This is a genomic window from Bacillus cereus group sp. RP29 (assembly GCF_040459765.1).
GTDB lineage: Bacteria > Bacillota > Bacilli > Bacillales > Bacillaceae_G > Bacillus_A > Bacillus_A paranthracis.
In genome coordinates, this window is sequence record NZ_JARVHN010000001.1 from 1,032,340 (window position 1) to 1,047,028 (window position 14,689).

Here is a 14,689-nt window from a genome sequence, read left to right on the forward strand (position 1 = left end):
ATGTATAAAATATTAATTGTAGAAGACGATGAAAAAATCGCGGGGATATTAGAGGAGCATTTAGAAAGGTATGGCTATCAGTCATTTCGAGCAAGTGATTTACGACATATAAAAGATGAGTTTGTAAAAGTAAATCCACATCTCGTGTTACTTGATATTAATTTACCGTATTTTGATGGTTTCTATTGGTGTCGTCAAATCCGCACTGTATCGAATGCACCAATTATTTTTGTTTCTGCAAGAACGGGGGAAATGGATCAAGTAATGGCAATTGAAAATGGCGGAGATGATTACATTACGAAGCCATTCCATTTAGACATTGTAATGGCTAAGGTAAAAAGTGCACTTCGTCGTGGGTATGGTGAATATGCTTCCACGGCAGAAAGCGATTGTTTAGGTGTAAATGGACTGTTGTTATTCCCATCTCAGCACGTTGTTGAGTGGCAAGGGCAACAAACAGAACTGACAAAAAATGAATTTTACTTATTAGAGTGTTTAATGAAACAAGCAGATCAATATGTAACGCGCGAAGAATTGTTAGAAGCCCTCTGGGATGAGGTAGCTTTTGTTGATGATAATACATTAACCGTAAATGTAAAACGTGTAAGAAAGAAACTAGAGGAGCTAGGCATTAAAAATGCAATTGTAACGAAACGTGGATACGGTTATGCGCTTCTTACAGAGTGGGGAGAAGGACATGAAGGTTAAAGATTACCTCATGGACCGCTTTTCTTTAATTCTTTCTTACATTGTTAGCCTCTGTTTATTTGGGCTCGTTTTGCAGTTGCAAAGTCTTTTAGAAAAGCGATCTATTGATTGGAATACGTGGTTATACGGACTTTTATTAGGGACAGTTGTTTTTACTGTATATCTCATTTACGATTACCGAAAACGGAGTGTGTTTTTAAAGAGGATTAAAAAGTATGTTACTGGCGGAAATACATTACATGATTCCTTACTTATTGATACTTCTTATACGGCAGAGCAAGAGATGGTCGTTGAATCGTTTACGCTATTAAGACAGCAATATATGAATGAAGTTCATAAACAACATGCAAAAGAACAACAGCAAATGATATTTATGAACCAATGGATTCATCAAATGAAAACACCGGTATCTGTTATTGAGTTACTATTACAGAAGTTTGGTAAAGAGCATCGTGAAGCAAGGGCAACAGTTGAAAGTATTCGTGAAGAAAATAATCGCATACTAAATGGTTTAGATTTAGCGTTACATATGGCAAGGTTAGAGCAGTTTGCGAAAGATTATAAAGTAGAAGTAGTAAATGTGATAGATATTATTAGAGGTATTATTAATGAAAATAGAAAGTCCTTCATTCAATCGTCTGTATTTCCGAAAGTGATGTTTGAGGAAGATACTTGTATGGTTGCCTCTGATAGAAAATGGCTCAGTATTGCTATAGGACAAATTGTTGTAAATGCAATTAAGTATACAAAAATTTCGGAAGCAGAGAAAAAGGAAATTCAATTTCGAATTGAAGAGAAAGATCAAAAGGTGTTATTACATATTAAGGACAATGGAATCGGTATTCCAGAGCAAGATGTAAAGCGTATATTTGATCCATTCTTTACAGGGGTAAATGGCCGGAAAACGAGAGAAGCGACTGGAATGGGTTTATATATTACGAAGGAAATTTGTGATAATTTACATCACGGTATGTATGTGCAATCGGCTGAAGGGGAAGGGACAACATTCACGTTCCAATTTGCAAAAGATGAAGAATATCATACATTAATGAGAAAAATGACAAAACTGTAAGATAACAAAACGTTTTGTAAGGGAAATCACTCGTTTCTTTTTCTTATTTTTCTTATAGTAAATGTAAGAAGAAAACACATAGGGGGATTAGAAATGAGTGTTCTTGAAGTAAAAGGATTAACGAAGGTGTACCAATCGAAAGGTTCAGTAGCAACGACTGCTTTAAATGATATAAATTTTAAAATAGAAGAAGGCGAATTTGTAGGGATTATGGGTCCTTCAGGGAGCGGAAAAACAACGCTTTTAAATTTATTAGCAACAATTGATAAGCAAACTTCAGGTCATGTGCTTGTAAATGGGGAAGAAATTAATCAAATGCGTGCTGCAAAATTGGCGGAGTTTCGCCGTACACATTTAGGATTCATTTTCCAAGATTTTAACTTACTTGATACGTTATCGATTAAAGAAAATATCATTTTACCACTTGTAATGGCGAAGAAATCTGTAAATGAAATCGATGCAAAAGTGCTTGAGATTGCAAAGTTTTTAAATATCGAGGGCATTTTAAATAAAAAGGTATATGAAGTATCCGGTGGCCAACAACAACGTGCAGCAGCTGCGAGAGCGATTATTCATGAACCGACGCTAATTTTAGCAGATGAGCCAACTGGAAACTTAGATTCTAAGTCGGCAAAATCATTAATGAGCGCGTTGCAAGATTTGCATGAACAAAAGAAAGTAACAATTGCAATGGTAACGCATGATCCAGTAGCGGCGAGTTATTGCGAACGTATTCTTTTCATACGTGATGGAGAGATTTTCTCAGAAATACATAAGGGAAGAACGAAACAAGCCTTTTTCCAAGAAATTCTGGACGTACTTGCGATGCTAGGAGGGGAATATCATGAACTTTCGCCAGCTCGCGCTTAATAATGTAAAAGGAAATTGGCGTAATTATAAAGCGTTTCTTATAAGTAGTTGTTTATCGATAGTCGTATTTTTCATGTATGCTTCCTTCATTTATCATCCAGATGTTGTAGGCGGTAATATTAGTATGAGGGAGATGATTTCAAAAGGGTTAGAATCGATGAATTATATTGTCGTCATCTTCTCAGCACTCTTTATTTTATATGCAAATTCAACGTTTTTACGAGCAAGAAAAAAAGAGTTTGGTCTACTAACATTAATAGGCGGAACGAAATCGCAGCTCGGCCGAATGATTATATTAGAGCAGCTTATGTTAGGTAGTATTGCAATTGTAGTAGGTATTGGACTTGGTATGCTTTGTTCAAAATTATTCTTCCAAGCATTAAGCGTAATATTGAAAATAGATAAAACACTTCCACTCGTATGGAATAGTAAAGCGGTTTTGATTACAGCAGGTGTATACTTTATTCTATTTTTAATCCTATCATTGTTTAGCGTTTGGACAGTAGGACGCTTGCAAATTATCGATTTATTAAGAGAAGCAAGAAAACAAAAAGTAGAGCCTTTTGCATTTACATGGTTATGCGTAGTTGGTATAGGATGTATTATTGTTGCATATGTACTTAGCTTCCAAGTAACATTTATGAATTTTATCATTCTGTTTTTACCGATTGTAGGGCTGACGATAGGCGGAACTTATTTGCTGTTTACACAAGGTAGTACAGTTGTATTAAAGGCGTTACAAAAACGAAAAAAATCTTTTTATACATATCCAAATATGTTTGTACTTAGCAATCTTATTTATAAAATGAAAGATAATGCTCGTTTTTTATTTGTAATTTCTATCATTACGGCGGTAGTATCTTCAGCAGTTGGTACGCTGTACGTATTTTTTGAGGATATGAGTTATAAGGCAGTAACTAGTACCCCGCATGCTATTTCGTATGAGGAAAAGGGAATATATACGCATAATGTCATCAAAGAAGGAAAAGCAAAACAATTAATAAAAAAACACGGATTTGAAGAAGCGCGAGAAGTAACGTACGTAAAACTTCCTGGAACTCAAAAAATCACGATGTTTAACAGTGAACATGAAATGCCAATGGCGATTGTTTCAGAAAAAGAATATAACGCTGAAGTACGTAAACAAAAAAGAGAGCAAGTTAGAGAAGTTCATAATGCACCAGGTAGTGCAACGATGGTCATAACGGATATGGCGAACGATATGATGAAGATAGATCGTACGAAACCGCATGAAATTAAAATTAACGGACAAACGCAGTCTGTTCAATTAAATAAGCCAACTCCTTTTTCTGTTTTTAATGATAGTGAATATCTCATTGTAAATGATCAAGATTTTGAGAAATACGCAAAGCTCGTACCGGATGAAGAAAAGACGAAATATTACGGTTATTATATAGAAGACTGGAAAAGTACAGAAGATCTTGTGTTAGATTTGAAAAAGGAAATTGTACCAGATAAACAAGGAGAACTAAACAACTCGGTGCTCGCTTATAAAAATATAAGGGAATCAGGGGCAATTACAATGTTTATCGGTTTCTTCGTAGTAGTACTATTCTTCTTCTTCGCTTGTAGTATGACATACTTTAAATGGTTTAACGATAAAGAACAAGATCGTATTCAATTTAAATCGTTAAAGAGAATCGGTATGACAGATAAAGAAATTCGTAAAATTGCAATTCGACAAATGGGCGTTATCTTCTTTATCCCAATTGTCATCGGCGCTATTCATAGTGGATTTGCTCTTCATACGTTAGGAAAAATGCTTTATCTCGATTTATGGAAATCAGGTGCGCTTGTAATTGGAGCATACATTTTAGCTTCTGCGATTTACTTTATGATCGCGCAAAGAGGATATTTAAAACACGTAAAAAGCTAGGGGAACCTCTAGCTTTTTGCCTATGTAGTAAGTTACAGGAGGACGATAGATGAACATTCGGCAACTAGCGCTGCAAAATATAAAAGGAAATTGGCGTAATTATAAAGTATTTTTCTTAAGTAGTTGTTTTGCGATATTTGCGTCTTTTGCATACATGTCCGTCATTGTACATCCGTATATGCAAGAGACGATGTGGTATCAAAACGTACGCTGGGGACTGATCATATGTAATGTTATTATCATTTCTTTTTTCGTCATATTTATTTTGTATTCTACTTCTATTTTCATAGAGGCACGTAAGAAAGAATTAGGATTATATATGTTAATGGGAGCAACGAAATCTAACGTAATTGGCGTAATTATGACCGAGCAAATGTTGATCGGGGTATTTGCTAATATTTTTGGTATTGGGCTTGGCATGATTTTTTTAAAGCTCTTCTTTATGGTGTTTAGTATGTTACTGGGGCTTCCGAAAGAACTCCCTGTCATATTTGACTTGAGAGCAATTGGGGGAACATTTATTGCGTATATGGTCGTATTTGTTGTCTTATCATTTATAAGTGCTTTACGTATATGGAATATAAAAATCATTCGGTTATTGAAAGAATTTCGAGCAGATAAAAAAGAGAAGAAAACATCAATGTGGCTTTGTATATTTGGATTTATTTGTTTAGGTATAGGATATACGTTAGCGTTACAAGCGACCATACTAACGATAGCGGTCTATTTTTTCCCTGTGTCTATACTTGTCTCTTTCGGAACGTATTTTTCTTTTACACACGGCACTGCTCAAATATTAGAAATAATAAAACGAAATAAAAAGATTATGTATACATATCCGTATTTATTTATAGTGAATCAATTGTCACATCGAATGAAGGAAAATGGTCGCTTTTTCTTTCTGATGTCTATGGCAACGAGGTTTGTAGTTACAGCAACAGGTACGGTGTTTTTATATTTTTCTAGCATGCAAGATATGTGGCGAGATGGGGGCGCACACTCATTTTCATACATAGAAAAAGGTGTTTCTACCCATGAAGTCTTTGAGGAAGGTACGGTTGAACAATTACTGCACCAATATAGATATGATGACTTTCAATCTATGAGTTTTGTTGGAGTGTATGCATCTTTTCAGACCAATAAGGGAGAAACAGAAGTAGCGCCACTCATTAAACAAAGTGAATACAATCAAGAGGCGAGAAAACAAAAACAGAAAACGTATCATCCTAAAAAAGGAACAGTCACACTTGTTTATTATAATAAATACAATCATCCGAATGTATATGATCAAAAAGAGATTCAACTACAAGTAATGAATCAAACTTATTCCTTCGTATTTAACGGTCAAAAGGAAGGGGTCCAATTTAACTATCATCCTTCGCACATTAACGGTCTGTTCTTCGTCATGAATGATAAAGACTTTGACAGTATAGCAAATCAGGTTCCTGATTCTGAAAAAATGATATATAGAGGCTATACATTACCAAGTATCGAAAATACGAAAGAATTAAATGAAGATTTACGGAAACATATGAAACAAGATAAAGATCATGCATTTCGAAGTAATATGGAATTTTATGTAACTATGAAAAAGGGCGGCGATATTACTCTATTTGTAGGCTCATTCATTAGTATATTATTTTTCCTTACATCGTGTAGTATCGTATACTTTAAATGGTTTCATAATATTGCATCGGATCGAAAGCAGTACGGGGCGCTTTCTAAGCTTGGAATGACGAAAGAAGAAGTGTGGAAGATTTCTCGCTGGCAATTATGTATGCTATTTTTTGCGCCAATTATAGTAGGAAGTATGCATAGTGCGGTTGCGTTATATACATTTCATAATACAATCTTTATGGATGGTTCATTACGAAAAGTAGGCTTGTTTATTCTATTTTATATTGTTGCATGCATCGTTTATTTCTTTTTTGCTCAAAGAGAATATAGGAAACATTTAGACTAGCAAATGCTAGTCTTTTTTTAATATTCGAAATTTACATAGAAGAATATAAAAAAGTATGGTATAACAGTAAGAAAACGAAAAAGAGGGGAAAAGACGATGATTCGAGTAGGATATTTAGGACCAGAAGCAACATTTACAAATATGGCGGTGAGTCGTTTTTTTCCGGAAGCAGAGCATGTACCGTATCGAACGATCCCAGATTGTATGGATGCAGCTGCAAATGGAAATGTAGATTATGCAGTGGTACCACTAGAAAATGCCATAGAAGGTTCAGTGAATATAACGGTTGATTATCTTGTACATGAGCAACCACTTTCTATTGTAGGAGAAATTACAGTGCCCATTCAGCAACATTTACTTGTACATCCGCAGTATGCAGAAGTGTGGGAAGAAGTATATGCAGTGCATTCTCATCCACACGCTATTGCCCAATGTCATAAGTTTTTAAATGAAGAATTAAAAGGGATAACTGCTCGAGATATGACATCAACAAGTGCTGCTGCGCAATATGTGAAAGAACATCCTGAAGAAAAAATTGCTGCCATTGCAAATGAAGCAGCTGCAGAGAAATACGGATTAACGATTGTAAGACGAAGCATTCATACACATAAAAATAATCATACACGTTTCCTAGTGCTCCATAAGAAAAAGAAAGCAATACTCTCAAATAATGGAGAAAACCGCGGAGAGAAAACGACGCTTATGATAACGTTACCTGCTGATTATGCAGGGGCACTATATCAAGTGTTATCAGCTTTCGCATGGAGAAAATTAAACTTATCAAAAATTGAATCGCGCCCGATGAAAACAGGACTTGGAAATTACTTTTTCTTGATTGATGTCGATAAAGCATATGATGATGTATTATTGCCAGGCGTAACGATGGAACTTGAAGCACTCGGTTTTTCTGTTACGGTACTGGGGAGTTATTCTTCTTATTGGTTATAAGGGGGAGTTAGGTTATACCGTGTGATAGATCAATAAAATCCCACCTATAAATGGTGGGATTCTTTATTTTAACTTCGCAAGACGCTCTTCTAATTGACCACGCCAAACGTCAGCTAGTTCTGGAACAGCAAGAATCTTTTCGATGCCATCTCTATCTTTTCTATTATGAAAATAAATTTCGTTAGAGAACAAGACAGAAAAATTGCTCGGTTGACGTTTTAGTAATGTGATTTTTGAATCTTTACGTACAGTACCTTCTTGAAGAACGCGGCATAGATAGCCAGTAAATCCAGTTGCTACAATGCGCGGCAGTATGCCAGGAATACCGAGGCGTTTTGAAATCGTGCTACAAGGTACTCTTGCTTGTGTCACCTGAATGATTGCTTCACCTAATTTGTATGTATCTCCGATGCAAACATCACGCTCTAACATATTTGTTACGGTAATGTTTTCGCCAAATGCAGAAGTGGGGAGTGTTGTTTGGAATTCTTCTTCCCATAGTGCGTAATGCTCGTGTGGGTACACACAAACTGCACGATCAGGTCCCCCATGGTGTTTTAAATCAGCTACGTCATCACCAAGGAAGCCATCTTTTGAGAGAAAAGCTTCTTCCGTAGAATCTTTACATATACCTGTTATCATTTCTTTATCTTCGCCATATTTCATTTGTTTCGGTTTGCCAATGCTAAAGTGAACGAGTTCAATTCTCATATTTGATCTCCTTTACAATTGATTACAATATTATAGCATTAAAAAAGCACAGAGAATTATAAAAACTCTGTGCTTTACATTAATAAACGAGAAATCCTGCTTTATCTAAAGCCTCGCAAGCAGCATCTAATTTTTCTTTTGAATCTGCCTCAATAGTATGTAAGTGAATACCGTCTGTTAATTGCGATAGATAGGAAGCATTTGTGTTTTCGATTTTTTGTAAATATTGCTCTACATCAAAGCGATTGCTTACCATGATAGATGCTGTTAAGTCACCGTATACAGGATGCTCAACTTTTACATCTTTAATTGTAACGCCGTGGTCAACAAGCATTGTAAGTTCTTGACGTACTTCTGCTGGCTTATGTTGGCATACAATTACGCGTTCGAAAGCTTGCTGTTTTTCTTGTGGTTTTAAATATAAATAGCCTTGAGCAGTCGCAATGATCGGTTCGTTTCGTGCTTTAAGCAAGGAAATATCTTGCACGATAACTTGTCTACTTACGTTTGTCTTTTTCGATAGTTCATTTCCGGATAACGGTTCATTTGCAGCGAGAAGCCACTGAAGGATAAGCTGTCGTCTTTCTTCACCTAAAATCTTTTTTTGTTCATTTTGTTTCATTATGATTTAACACCTCTATAAAATTGATTTCCAATTGTGTGTAGTGCATGAATAGTAGTATCAATTTGATCTTTCGTTGTTTGTTGTCCGAAAGAGAAGCGGACATATTGTTTTGCCTCTTCATACGTTTTTCCAATTGCAAGCATTGTTTTCGAAGGTTCTTGTTTACCAACTTGGCAAGCACTTCCGGTAGAAATGGCAATACCGCGGCGATTACATTCTAGCATTGTATATTGGCCTTCTATTCCTTTTATTGTAACCCCAATAATATGTGGTAAACAAGAAGTAGAATGACCTTCTACTTCAATTTTTAGCGGAAGTGTTCGTATTTGCTCTAAAAAGTAAGATCGTAACCCTTTAAAACGTAAACTTTCTTCTTGTTGATTTTTTAATATATTCTCAGCAGCTGTTAAAAAAGCTGCGATGCCAGGAACGTTCACTGTACCTGGACGAAATCCTTTTTCGTGAGAAGTCCCCGGAAATATTTGTGTCCAGCGAACTTGCGGATTGATATAGCAAGCGCCAACACCCTTCGGTCCGTATATCTTATGTGCTGAAACAGAAAGACTATCAATCCCCATCTCAAAAACATGGATAGGAAGTTTACCAAAGGTTTGTACACAATCTGAATGAAATAAAACGTTATATTTTTTTAAAAGTGCCCCAATCTCTGCGATATTTTGAACGGTTCCGATTTCAGAGTTTCCGTGCTGTATACTTGCTAGAATAGTATCTTCTGTAATAGCTTCTTCTAAATCTATTAAACGAATGAGTCCATTTTTATCAACAGGAATTTCAGTAATTGTATACCCTTTTGATTGTAAGGATTGAAAATAACTTCGAATGGATGCATGTTCCATAGGTGTCGTAATAATATGCTTCTTATTTTGGGCATTGAGAAGGGACTGAATCGCAAGGTAGTTCGATTCTGACCCACCGCTCGTGAAGAATATCCCTTGTTCCTTTCCGCCAATCATTTCGGCAAATGTTTTTCTACAAACTTGTAGTAAAGAAGAGGCCGTTCCTCCAATATCGTGTAAACTTTGTTCATTTCCGAAGTATTGCGATGCTGCTTTCGTATATGTTTGTAATGCTTCCGCGCTCATAGGTGTAGTAGCTGCATAATCAAGATATATCATCATGTAAGTTCCTCTCTCTAGTAAGAGTTACATTTCTTTTATTTTTTTAAATGGTAGTGAAAATAAGAATTATAAAAAAACTCTTGTCATTATTTTAAAACTATGTAAATATAGGTGTCAAGACAGTTGAAAAGTGTAAAGTAGGAGGCAACAATTATGCCAAGTGCAGATGTCTTAATTATTGGAAGTGGCGTTGCGGCACTTCGTGTTGCAAAAGAGATTTGTCACGAAAAGAATGTGATTATTATCACAAAGGAAACAAATCGTAATAATAATACATATTTAGCACAAGGTGGAATTGCCGCAGCCGTAGCTACATATGACAATCCAAATGATCATTTTGAAGATACGTTAGTAGCAGGATGTCATTATAACAATGAAGATACGGTTCGTTATTTAGTTGAAGAAGGGCCGAAAGAAATGAATCATCTCATTGAAAATGGAATGAAATTTGATGGAGATGAAACGGGCCCTCACCTTGGAAAAGAAGGTGCACATCGGAAGCGGCGTATTTTACATGCAGGTGGCGATGCAACAGGAAAGAATTTATTAGAGCATTTCATTCAAGAAGTAGTTCCGCATGTTACGGTAGTGGAACAGGAAATGGTGCTTGATTTTATTATAGAAAACGAAAAATGTGCTGGAGTTTTAACGCGAGATAGTGAAGGGAAGTTGAAGCGTTATGATGCAGATTATACGGTGTTAGCCTCAGGCGGGATTGGTGGTTTGTATGCTTTTACTTCTAATGACAAAACAATTACGGGTGATGGACTTGCGATGGTGTACCGCGCGGGTGGGGAGCTTGTAGATTTAGAATTTGTACAATTCCATCCAACGATGTTATATGCGGGCGGGCGATGCTGCGGTCTCGTCTCTGAAGCAGTCCGCGGTGAAGGAGCTGTCCTTATAAACGGAAAAGGGCAGCGTTTTATGATGGATATACATCCAGATCATGATCTCGCACCGCGTGATGTAGTGGCAAGAGCGATTCATGAACAGCTTTTGGCGGGTGAAAAAGTGTATTTGAATATCGAGTCTATTCAAAATTTCGAAGAACGTTTTCCAACTGTATCAGCATTGTGTAAAAAGAATGGTGTTGATATTACTAAAAAACGCATTCCAGTCGTACCCGGTGCTCATTTTCATATGGGTGGCGTGAAAACAAACATTGATGGGGAGACGTCTATTCCAAATTTATATGCAGTCGGTGAAGTAGCTTGTAACGGTGTTCATGGAGCAAATAGATTAGCGAGTAATTCATTATTAGAAGGTCTTGTGTTTGGAAAAAGAATAGGACAGCATCTTTTAACGAAAGCGACAAAAGACAGATTGAACAACTTTGCTGAGAAGGAAAAGAAGTTTATCGTTTTGAATCATTTGCCGACGAAAGAAGAAATACAAGAATGCATGATGAAATATGTTGGGATTGTGCGAACAGAGCAAAGTTTATCTTATGCAAAGAGATGGCTTAGTAAGTACGGTGTTCGAAATATGATATTACAACATGATGTTCTTACAAATGAAGAGATAACGCTTATGAATATGTTAACAGTTTGTGAGCTTATCGTCGTATCAGCTTTGCAAAGAGAAGAAAGCATTGGTGGCCATTATCGAAGTGATTACCCACATAGAAATAGCGTAAAAAAAGAAATCGTTCGAGTGAAAAGAAAACTACAACTTGTGTAATGAGGGGAAGAGGGGCTTTATGAATACGATAAAGGTTAAAGAAGCATTAAATCGATTTTTTCTAGAAGATATAGGAGAAAGAGATGTAACATCTCAGCTTATTTTTCCAGATAATTTACTTTCAAAAGGAACGTTTCTTGCAAAGGATACAGGAGTCTTTGCGGGACGTTTAGTCATTGAAGAAGGGTTTAAATTAATTGATGAGAGAATTAAAGTGGAGCTTCATAAAAAAGATGGAGATCTTGTAGAAAAAGGCGAAATAATTGCAACTGTCCAAGGACCAATCGCATCGTTATTAACGGCAGAGCGCGTTATATTAAACGTTATCCAGCGTATGAGTGGGATAGCGACAATGACATACGAGGCTGTTCGTGCCTTAGATAGCAGCCATACACGCATTTGTGATACGCGAAAAACGATGCCAGGGCTACGTATGTTTGATAAGTATGCAGTTGTATGCGGAGGCGGATTTAATCACCGTTTCGGCTTATATGACGGTGTCATGATCAAAGACAATCATATTGCTTTTGCTGGTTCTATTACGAAAGCTGTTACATCGGTGAAAGAAAAATTAGGACATATGGTGAAAGTAGAAGTAGAAACAGAAACTGAGGAACAAGTGAGAGAGGCTGTAGCTGCTGGTGCGGATATTATTATGTTTGATAACCGTACGCCAGATGAGATTCGAGAGTTTTCAAAGATTGTACCAAGTGCCATTGTTACAGAAGCTTCAGGAGGTATTACCATTGAAGATTTATCGAAATACGGAAAAACAGGGGTAGATTATATTTCACTTGGAGCGTTAACACATTCAGTGAAAGCACTTGATATTAGTTTCAATATTGAGGCGTAAGGAAAGTGGCTTAGAGGGGGAGAAAGAAATATGAGTATTTTAGAAAAAGTACAACCGATTGAAACGATGTTACCAGAGCGTTATTACACGATGTCAACAGAAAATATGGAAAAGCGGGTTCGTGAAATTAAAGAAAAAATGGGGGAAACGCTATTTATTCCAGGACATCATTACCAAAAAGATGAAGTGGTACAATTTTCTGATGCAGCAGGAGATTCACTTCAGCTTGCGCAAGTTGCAGCGAGCAATAAAGAGGCGAAATATATTGTATTTTGCGGTGTACACTTTATGGCAGAAACAGCAGATATGTTAACGACAGATGATCAAATTGTTATTTTGCCAGATATGCGTGCAGGGTGTTCGATGGCAGATATGGCAGATATAGAACAAACAGAAAGAGCGTGGAAAGAGCTCACAAAATTATTTGGAGATACGATGATTCCGTTAACGTATGTGAACTCTACGGCTGCAATTAAAGCGTTTTGTGGTCGTAATGGCGGAGCAACAGTAACTTCTTCTAATGCAAAACAAATGGTATCATGGGCGTTTACGCAAAAAGAGCGTCTCGTTTTTTTACCGGATCAACATTTAGGAAGAAATACAGCGTACGATTTAGGTATCCCGTTAGATAAAATGGCAGTATGGGATCCACATACTGATTCATTAGAGTACGATGGAGATATAGAAGAAATTCAAGTGATTTTATGGAAAGGGCATTGTTCAGTTCATCAAAACTTTACAGTGAAAAACATTGAGAACGTACGGAAAAATCATCCGGACATGAATATTATTGTACATCCGGAATGTTGCTACGAAGTTGTAGCTGCTTCGGATTATGCAGGTTCAACGAAATACATTATTGATATGATTGAAGCGGCTCCATCCGGAAGTAAATGGGCGATTGGTACAGAAATGAATTTAGTGAACCGAATTATTCAACAACATCCAGATAAAGAAATTGTTTCACTTAACCCCTTTATGTGTCCGTGTTTAACGATGAACCGAATTGATTTGCCGCACTTATTATGGGCACTTGAAACGATAGAAAAAGGAGAAGAAATTAACGTCATTAGCGTAGATAAACAAGTAACTGAAGAAGCGGTTCTTGCATTAAATCGTATGTTAGAGCGTGTGTAAAGCAGCGGATTCCCGTTGCTTTTTTTCGTACATATAATCATAACGAGAACAAAATGGGCATACATTGTTTTGAAGAAATCATTGCGATTATCTTATACTTATTCCGCTTCTAATGATATCGAAAATCGAAGAAGTGATACAAGTGAAAAGAGGTTAACGTTATTTAGAAAGGGTTACTTCATGAGATTTGTTACTTATAGATAAGTTATACAGGAGGGGGAAAATTTGAAAATTCATATCGTGCAAAAAGGGGATACCCTTTGGAAAATTGCGAAAAAGTACGGAGTGGATTTTGATACGTTGAAAAAAACAAATACACAACTTAGCAATCCAGATTTAATTATGCCAGGTATGAAAATTAAAGTACCATCAAACAGTGTACACGTAAAACAGCATGCTGGAGCAGGTTCAGCACCTCCAAAACAATATGTAAAAGAAGTGCAACAAAAAGAATTTGCAGCAACGCCAACGCCGCTTGGAATAGAAGACGAGGAAGAAGTTACGTATCAATCAGCACCAATTACACAAGAGCCTGCCATGCAACAAACACAAAAAGAAGTGCAAGTAAAACCACAGAAGGAAATGCAAGTGAAATCACAAAAAGAAGTGCAAGTAAAACCACAGAAGGAAATGCAAGTGAAACCACAAAAAGAAGTACAGGTAAAACCACAGAAGGAAATACAGGTGAAACCGCAAAAAGAGGTGCAAAAAGAACAGCCAATTCAAAAAGAAAAACCAGTTGAAAAACCGTCAGTGATTCAAAAACCACCTATTATAGAAAAACAAAAACCAGCGGAAAAAGAAAATACGAAGTTTTCGGTAAATGTGTTACCGCAGCCGCCGCAACCACCAATAAAAACGAAAAAAGAATATAAAATTTCAGATGTAATTAAAAAAGGAAGCGAGTTAATTGCTCCTCAAATTACTAAAATGAAACCTAATAACATTATTTCTCCGCAAACGAAAAAAGATAATATAATATCACCGCAAGTAAAGAAAGAAAATGTAGGGAATATCGTATCACCACAAGTGAAGAAAGAAAACGTAGGAAATATAGTATCACCGCAAGTAAAAAAAGAAAAT

The 14,689-nt window shown here is 36.4% G+C and carries 12 protein-coding genes and 1 pseudogene; 10 read left to right on the top strand and 3 right to left on the bottom strand.

All coding sequences use genetic code 11. The features are described 5' to 3' along the window. The 6 genes from QCI47_RS05365 (at position 1) to pheA (ending at position 7,458) form a co-directional block, all read left to right on the top strand. Positions 1–708 (top strand): response regulator transcription factor, encoded by a 708-nt coding sequence (locus QCI47_RS05365; RefSeq protein ID WP_000276718.1) that lies wholly within the window; start codon positions 1–3, stop codon positions 706–708. Further along, a complete protein-coding gene (locus QCI47_RS05370; protein ID WP_353811712.1) occupies positions 698–1,780 on the top strand; it encodes a HAMP domain-containing histidine kinase in 1,083 nt (360 codons plus the stop codon). The genes QCI47_RS05365 and QCI47_RS05370 overlap by 11 nt, the downstream gene beginning before the upstream one ends. A 93-nt stretch (positions 1,781–1,873) precedes the next feature. Next, entirely contained in the window at positions 1,874–2,650 is a 777-nt protein-coding gene (locus QCI47_RS05375) for an ABC transporter ATP-binding protein (RefSeq protein ID WP_000114533.1), read from the top strand. Next, positions 2,625–4,547 (top strand): ABC transporter permease, encoded by a 1,923-nt coding sequence (locus tag QCI47_RS05380; RefSeq protein ID WP_001011382.1) that lies wholly within the window; start codon positions 2,625–2,627, stop codon positions 4,545–4,547. Before QCI47_RS05375 ends, QCI47_RS05380 begins: the two co-directional genes overlap by 26 nt. 49 nt (positions 4,548–4,596) lie before the next feature. Further along, positions 4,597–6,510, top strand: coding sequence for an ABC transporter permease (locus QCI47_RS05385; protein ID WP_353811713.1), 1,914 nt, complete (start codon positions 4,597–4,599; stop codon positions 6,508–6,510). Positions 6,511–6,606: 96 nt separating this feature from the next. Further along, entirely contained in the window at positions 6,607–7,458 is an 852-nt protein-coding gene (pheA, locus tag QCI47_RS05390) for a prephenate dehydratase (RefSeq protein ID WP_000621725.1), read from the top strand. A 63-nt stretch (positions 7,459–7,521) separates the two neighbouring features. Here the strand turns inward: pheA and QCI47_RS05395 are convergent, their stop codons facing one another. The 3 genes from QCI47_RS05395 to QCI47_RS05405 all read right to left on the bottom strand — a co-directional run bounded on the left by QCI47_RS05395 (position 7,522) and on the right by QCI47_RS05405 (position 9,933). Further along, complete coding sequence (locus tag QCI47_RS05395) at positions 7,522–8,169, bottom strand: MOSC domain-containing protein (protein WP_309422281.1); 648 nt, start codon at positions 8,167–8,169, stop codon at positions 7,522–7,524. Between the two features lie 79 nt (positions 8,170–8,248). Beyond that, positions 8,249–8,791 (bottom strand): transcription repressor NadR, encoded by a 543-nt coding sequence (locus QCI47_RS05400; RefSeq protein WP_000812272.1) that lies wholly within the window; start codon positions 8,789–8,791, stop codon positions 8,249–8,251. Further along, positions 8,791–9,933 carry an IscS subfamily cysteine desulfurase gene (locus QCI47_RS05405; protein ID WP_098671538.1) on the bottom strand — a complete coding sequence of 381 codons (1,143 nt, stop codon included), beginning with the start codon at positions 9,931–9,933 and terminating at the stop codon, positions 8,791–8,793. Before QCI47_RS05405 ends, QCI47_RS05400 begins: the two co-directional genes overlap by 1 nt. Before the next feature lie 153 nt (positions 9,934–10,086). Between QCI47_RS05405 and nadB the strand changes: the two genes are divergently transcribed. The 4 genes and pseudogenes from nadB to safA form a co-directional block, all read left to right on the top strand. Beyond that, positions 10,087–11,616, top strand: coding sequence for an L-aspartate oxidase (gene nadB, locus QCI47_RS05410; protein ID WP_309422279.1), 1,530 nt, complete (start codon positions 10,087–10,089; stop codon positions 11,614–11,616). Positions 11,617–11,635: 19 nt separating this feature from the next. Next, positions 11,636–12,469, top strand: coding sequence for a carboxylating nicotinate-nucleotide diphosphorylase (gene nadC / locus QCI47_RS05415; RefSeq protein WP_001092219.1), 834 nt, complete (start codon positions 11,636–11,638; stop codon positions 12,467–12,469). Positions 12,470–12,499: 30 nt separating this feature from the next. Then, positions 12,500–13,606, top strand: coding sequence for a quinolinate synthase NadA (gene nadA / locus QCI47_RS05420; protein WP_000025314.1), 1,107 nt, complete (start codon positions 12,500–12,502; stop codon positions 13,604–13,606). A gap of 225 nt (positions 13,607–13,831) precedes the next feature. Continuing rightward, a pseudogene (gene safA, locus QCI47_RS30270) lies at positions 13,832–13,988 on the top strand (SafA/ExsA family spore coat assembly protein); the annotation flags it as partial. Between the last annotated feature and the right edge of the window lie 701 nt (positions 13,989–14,689).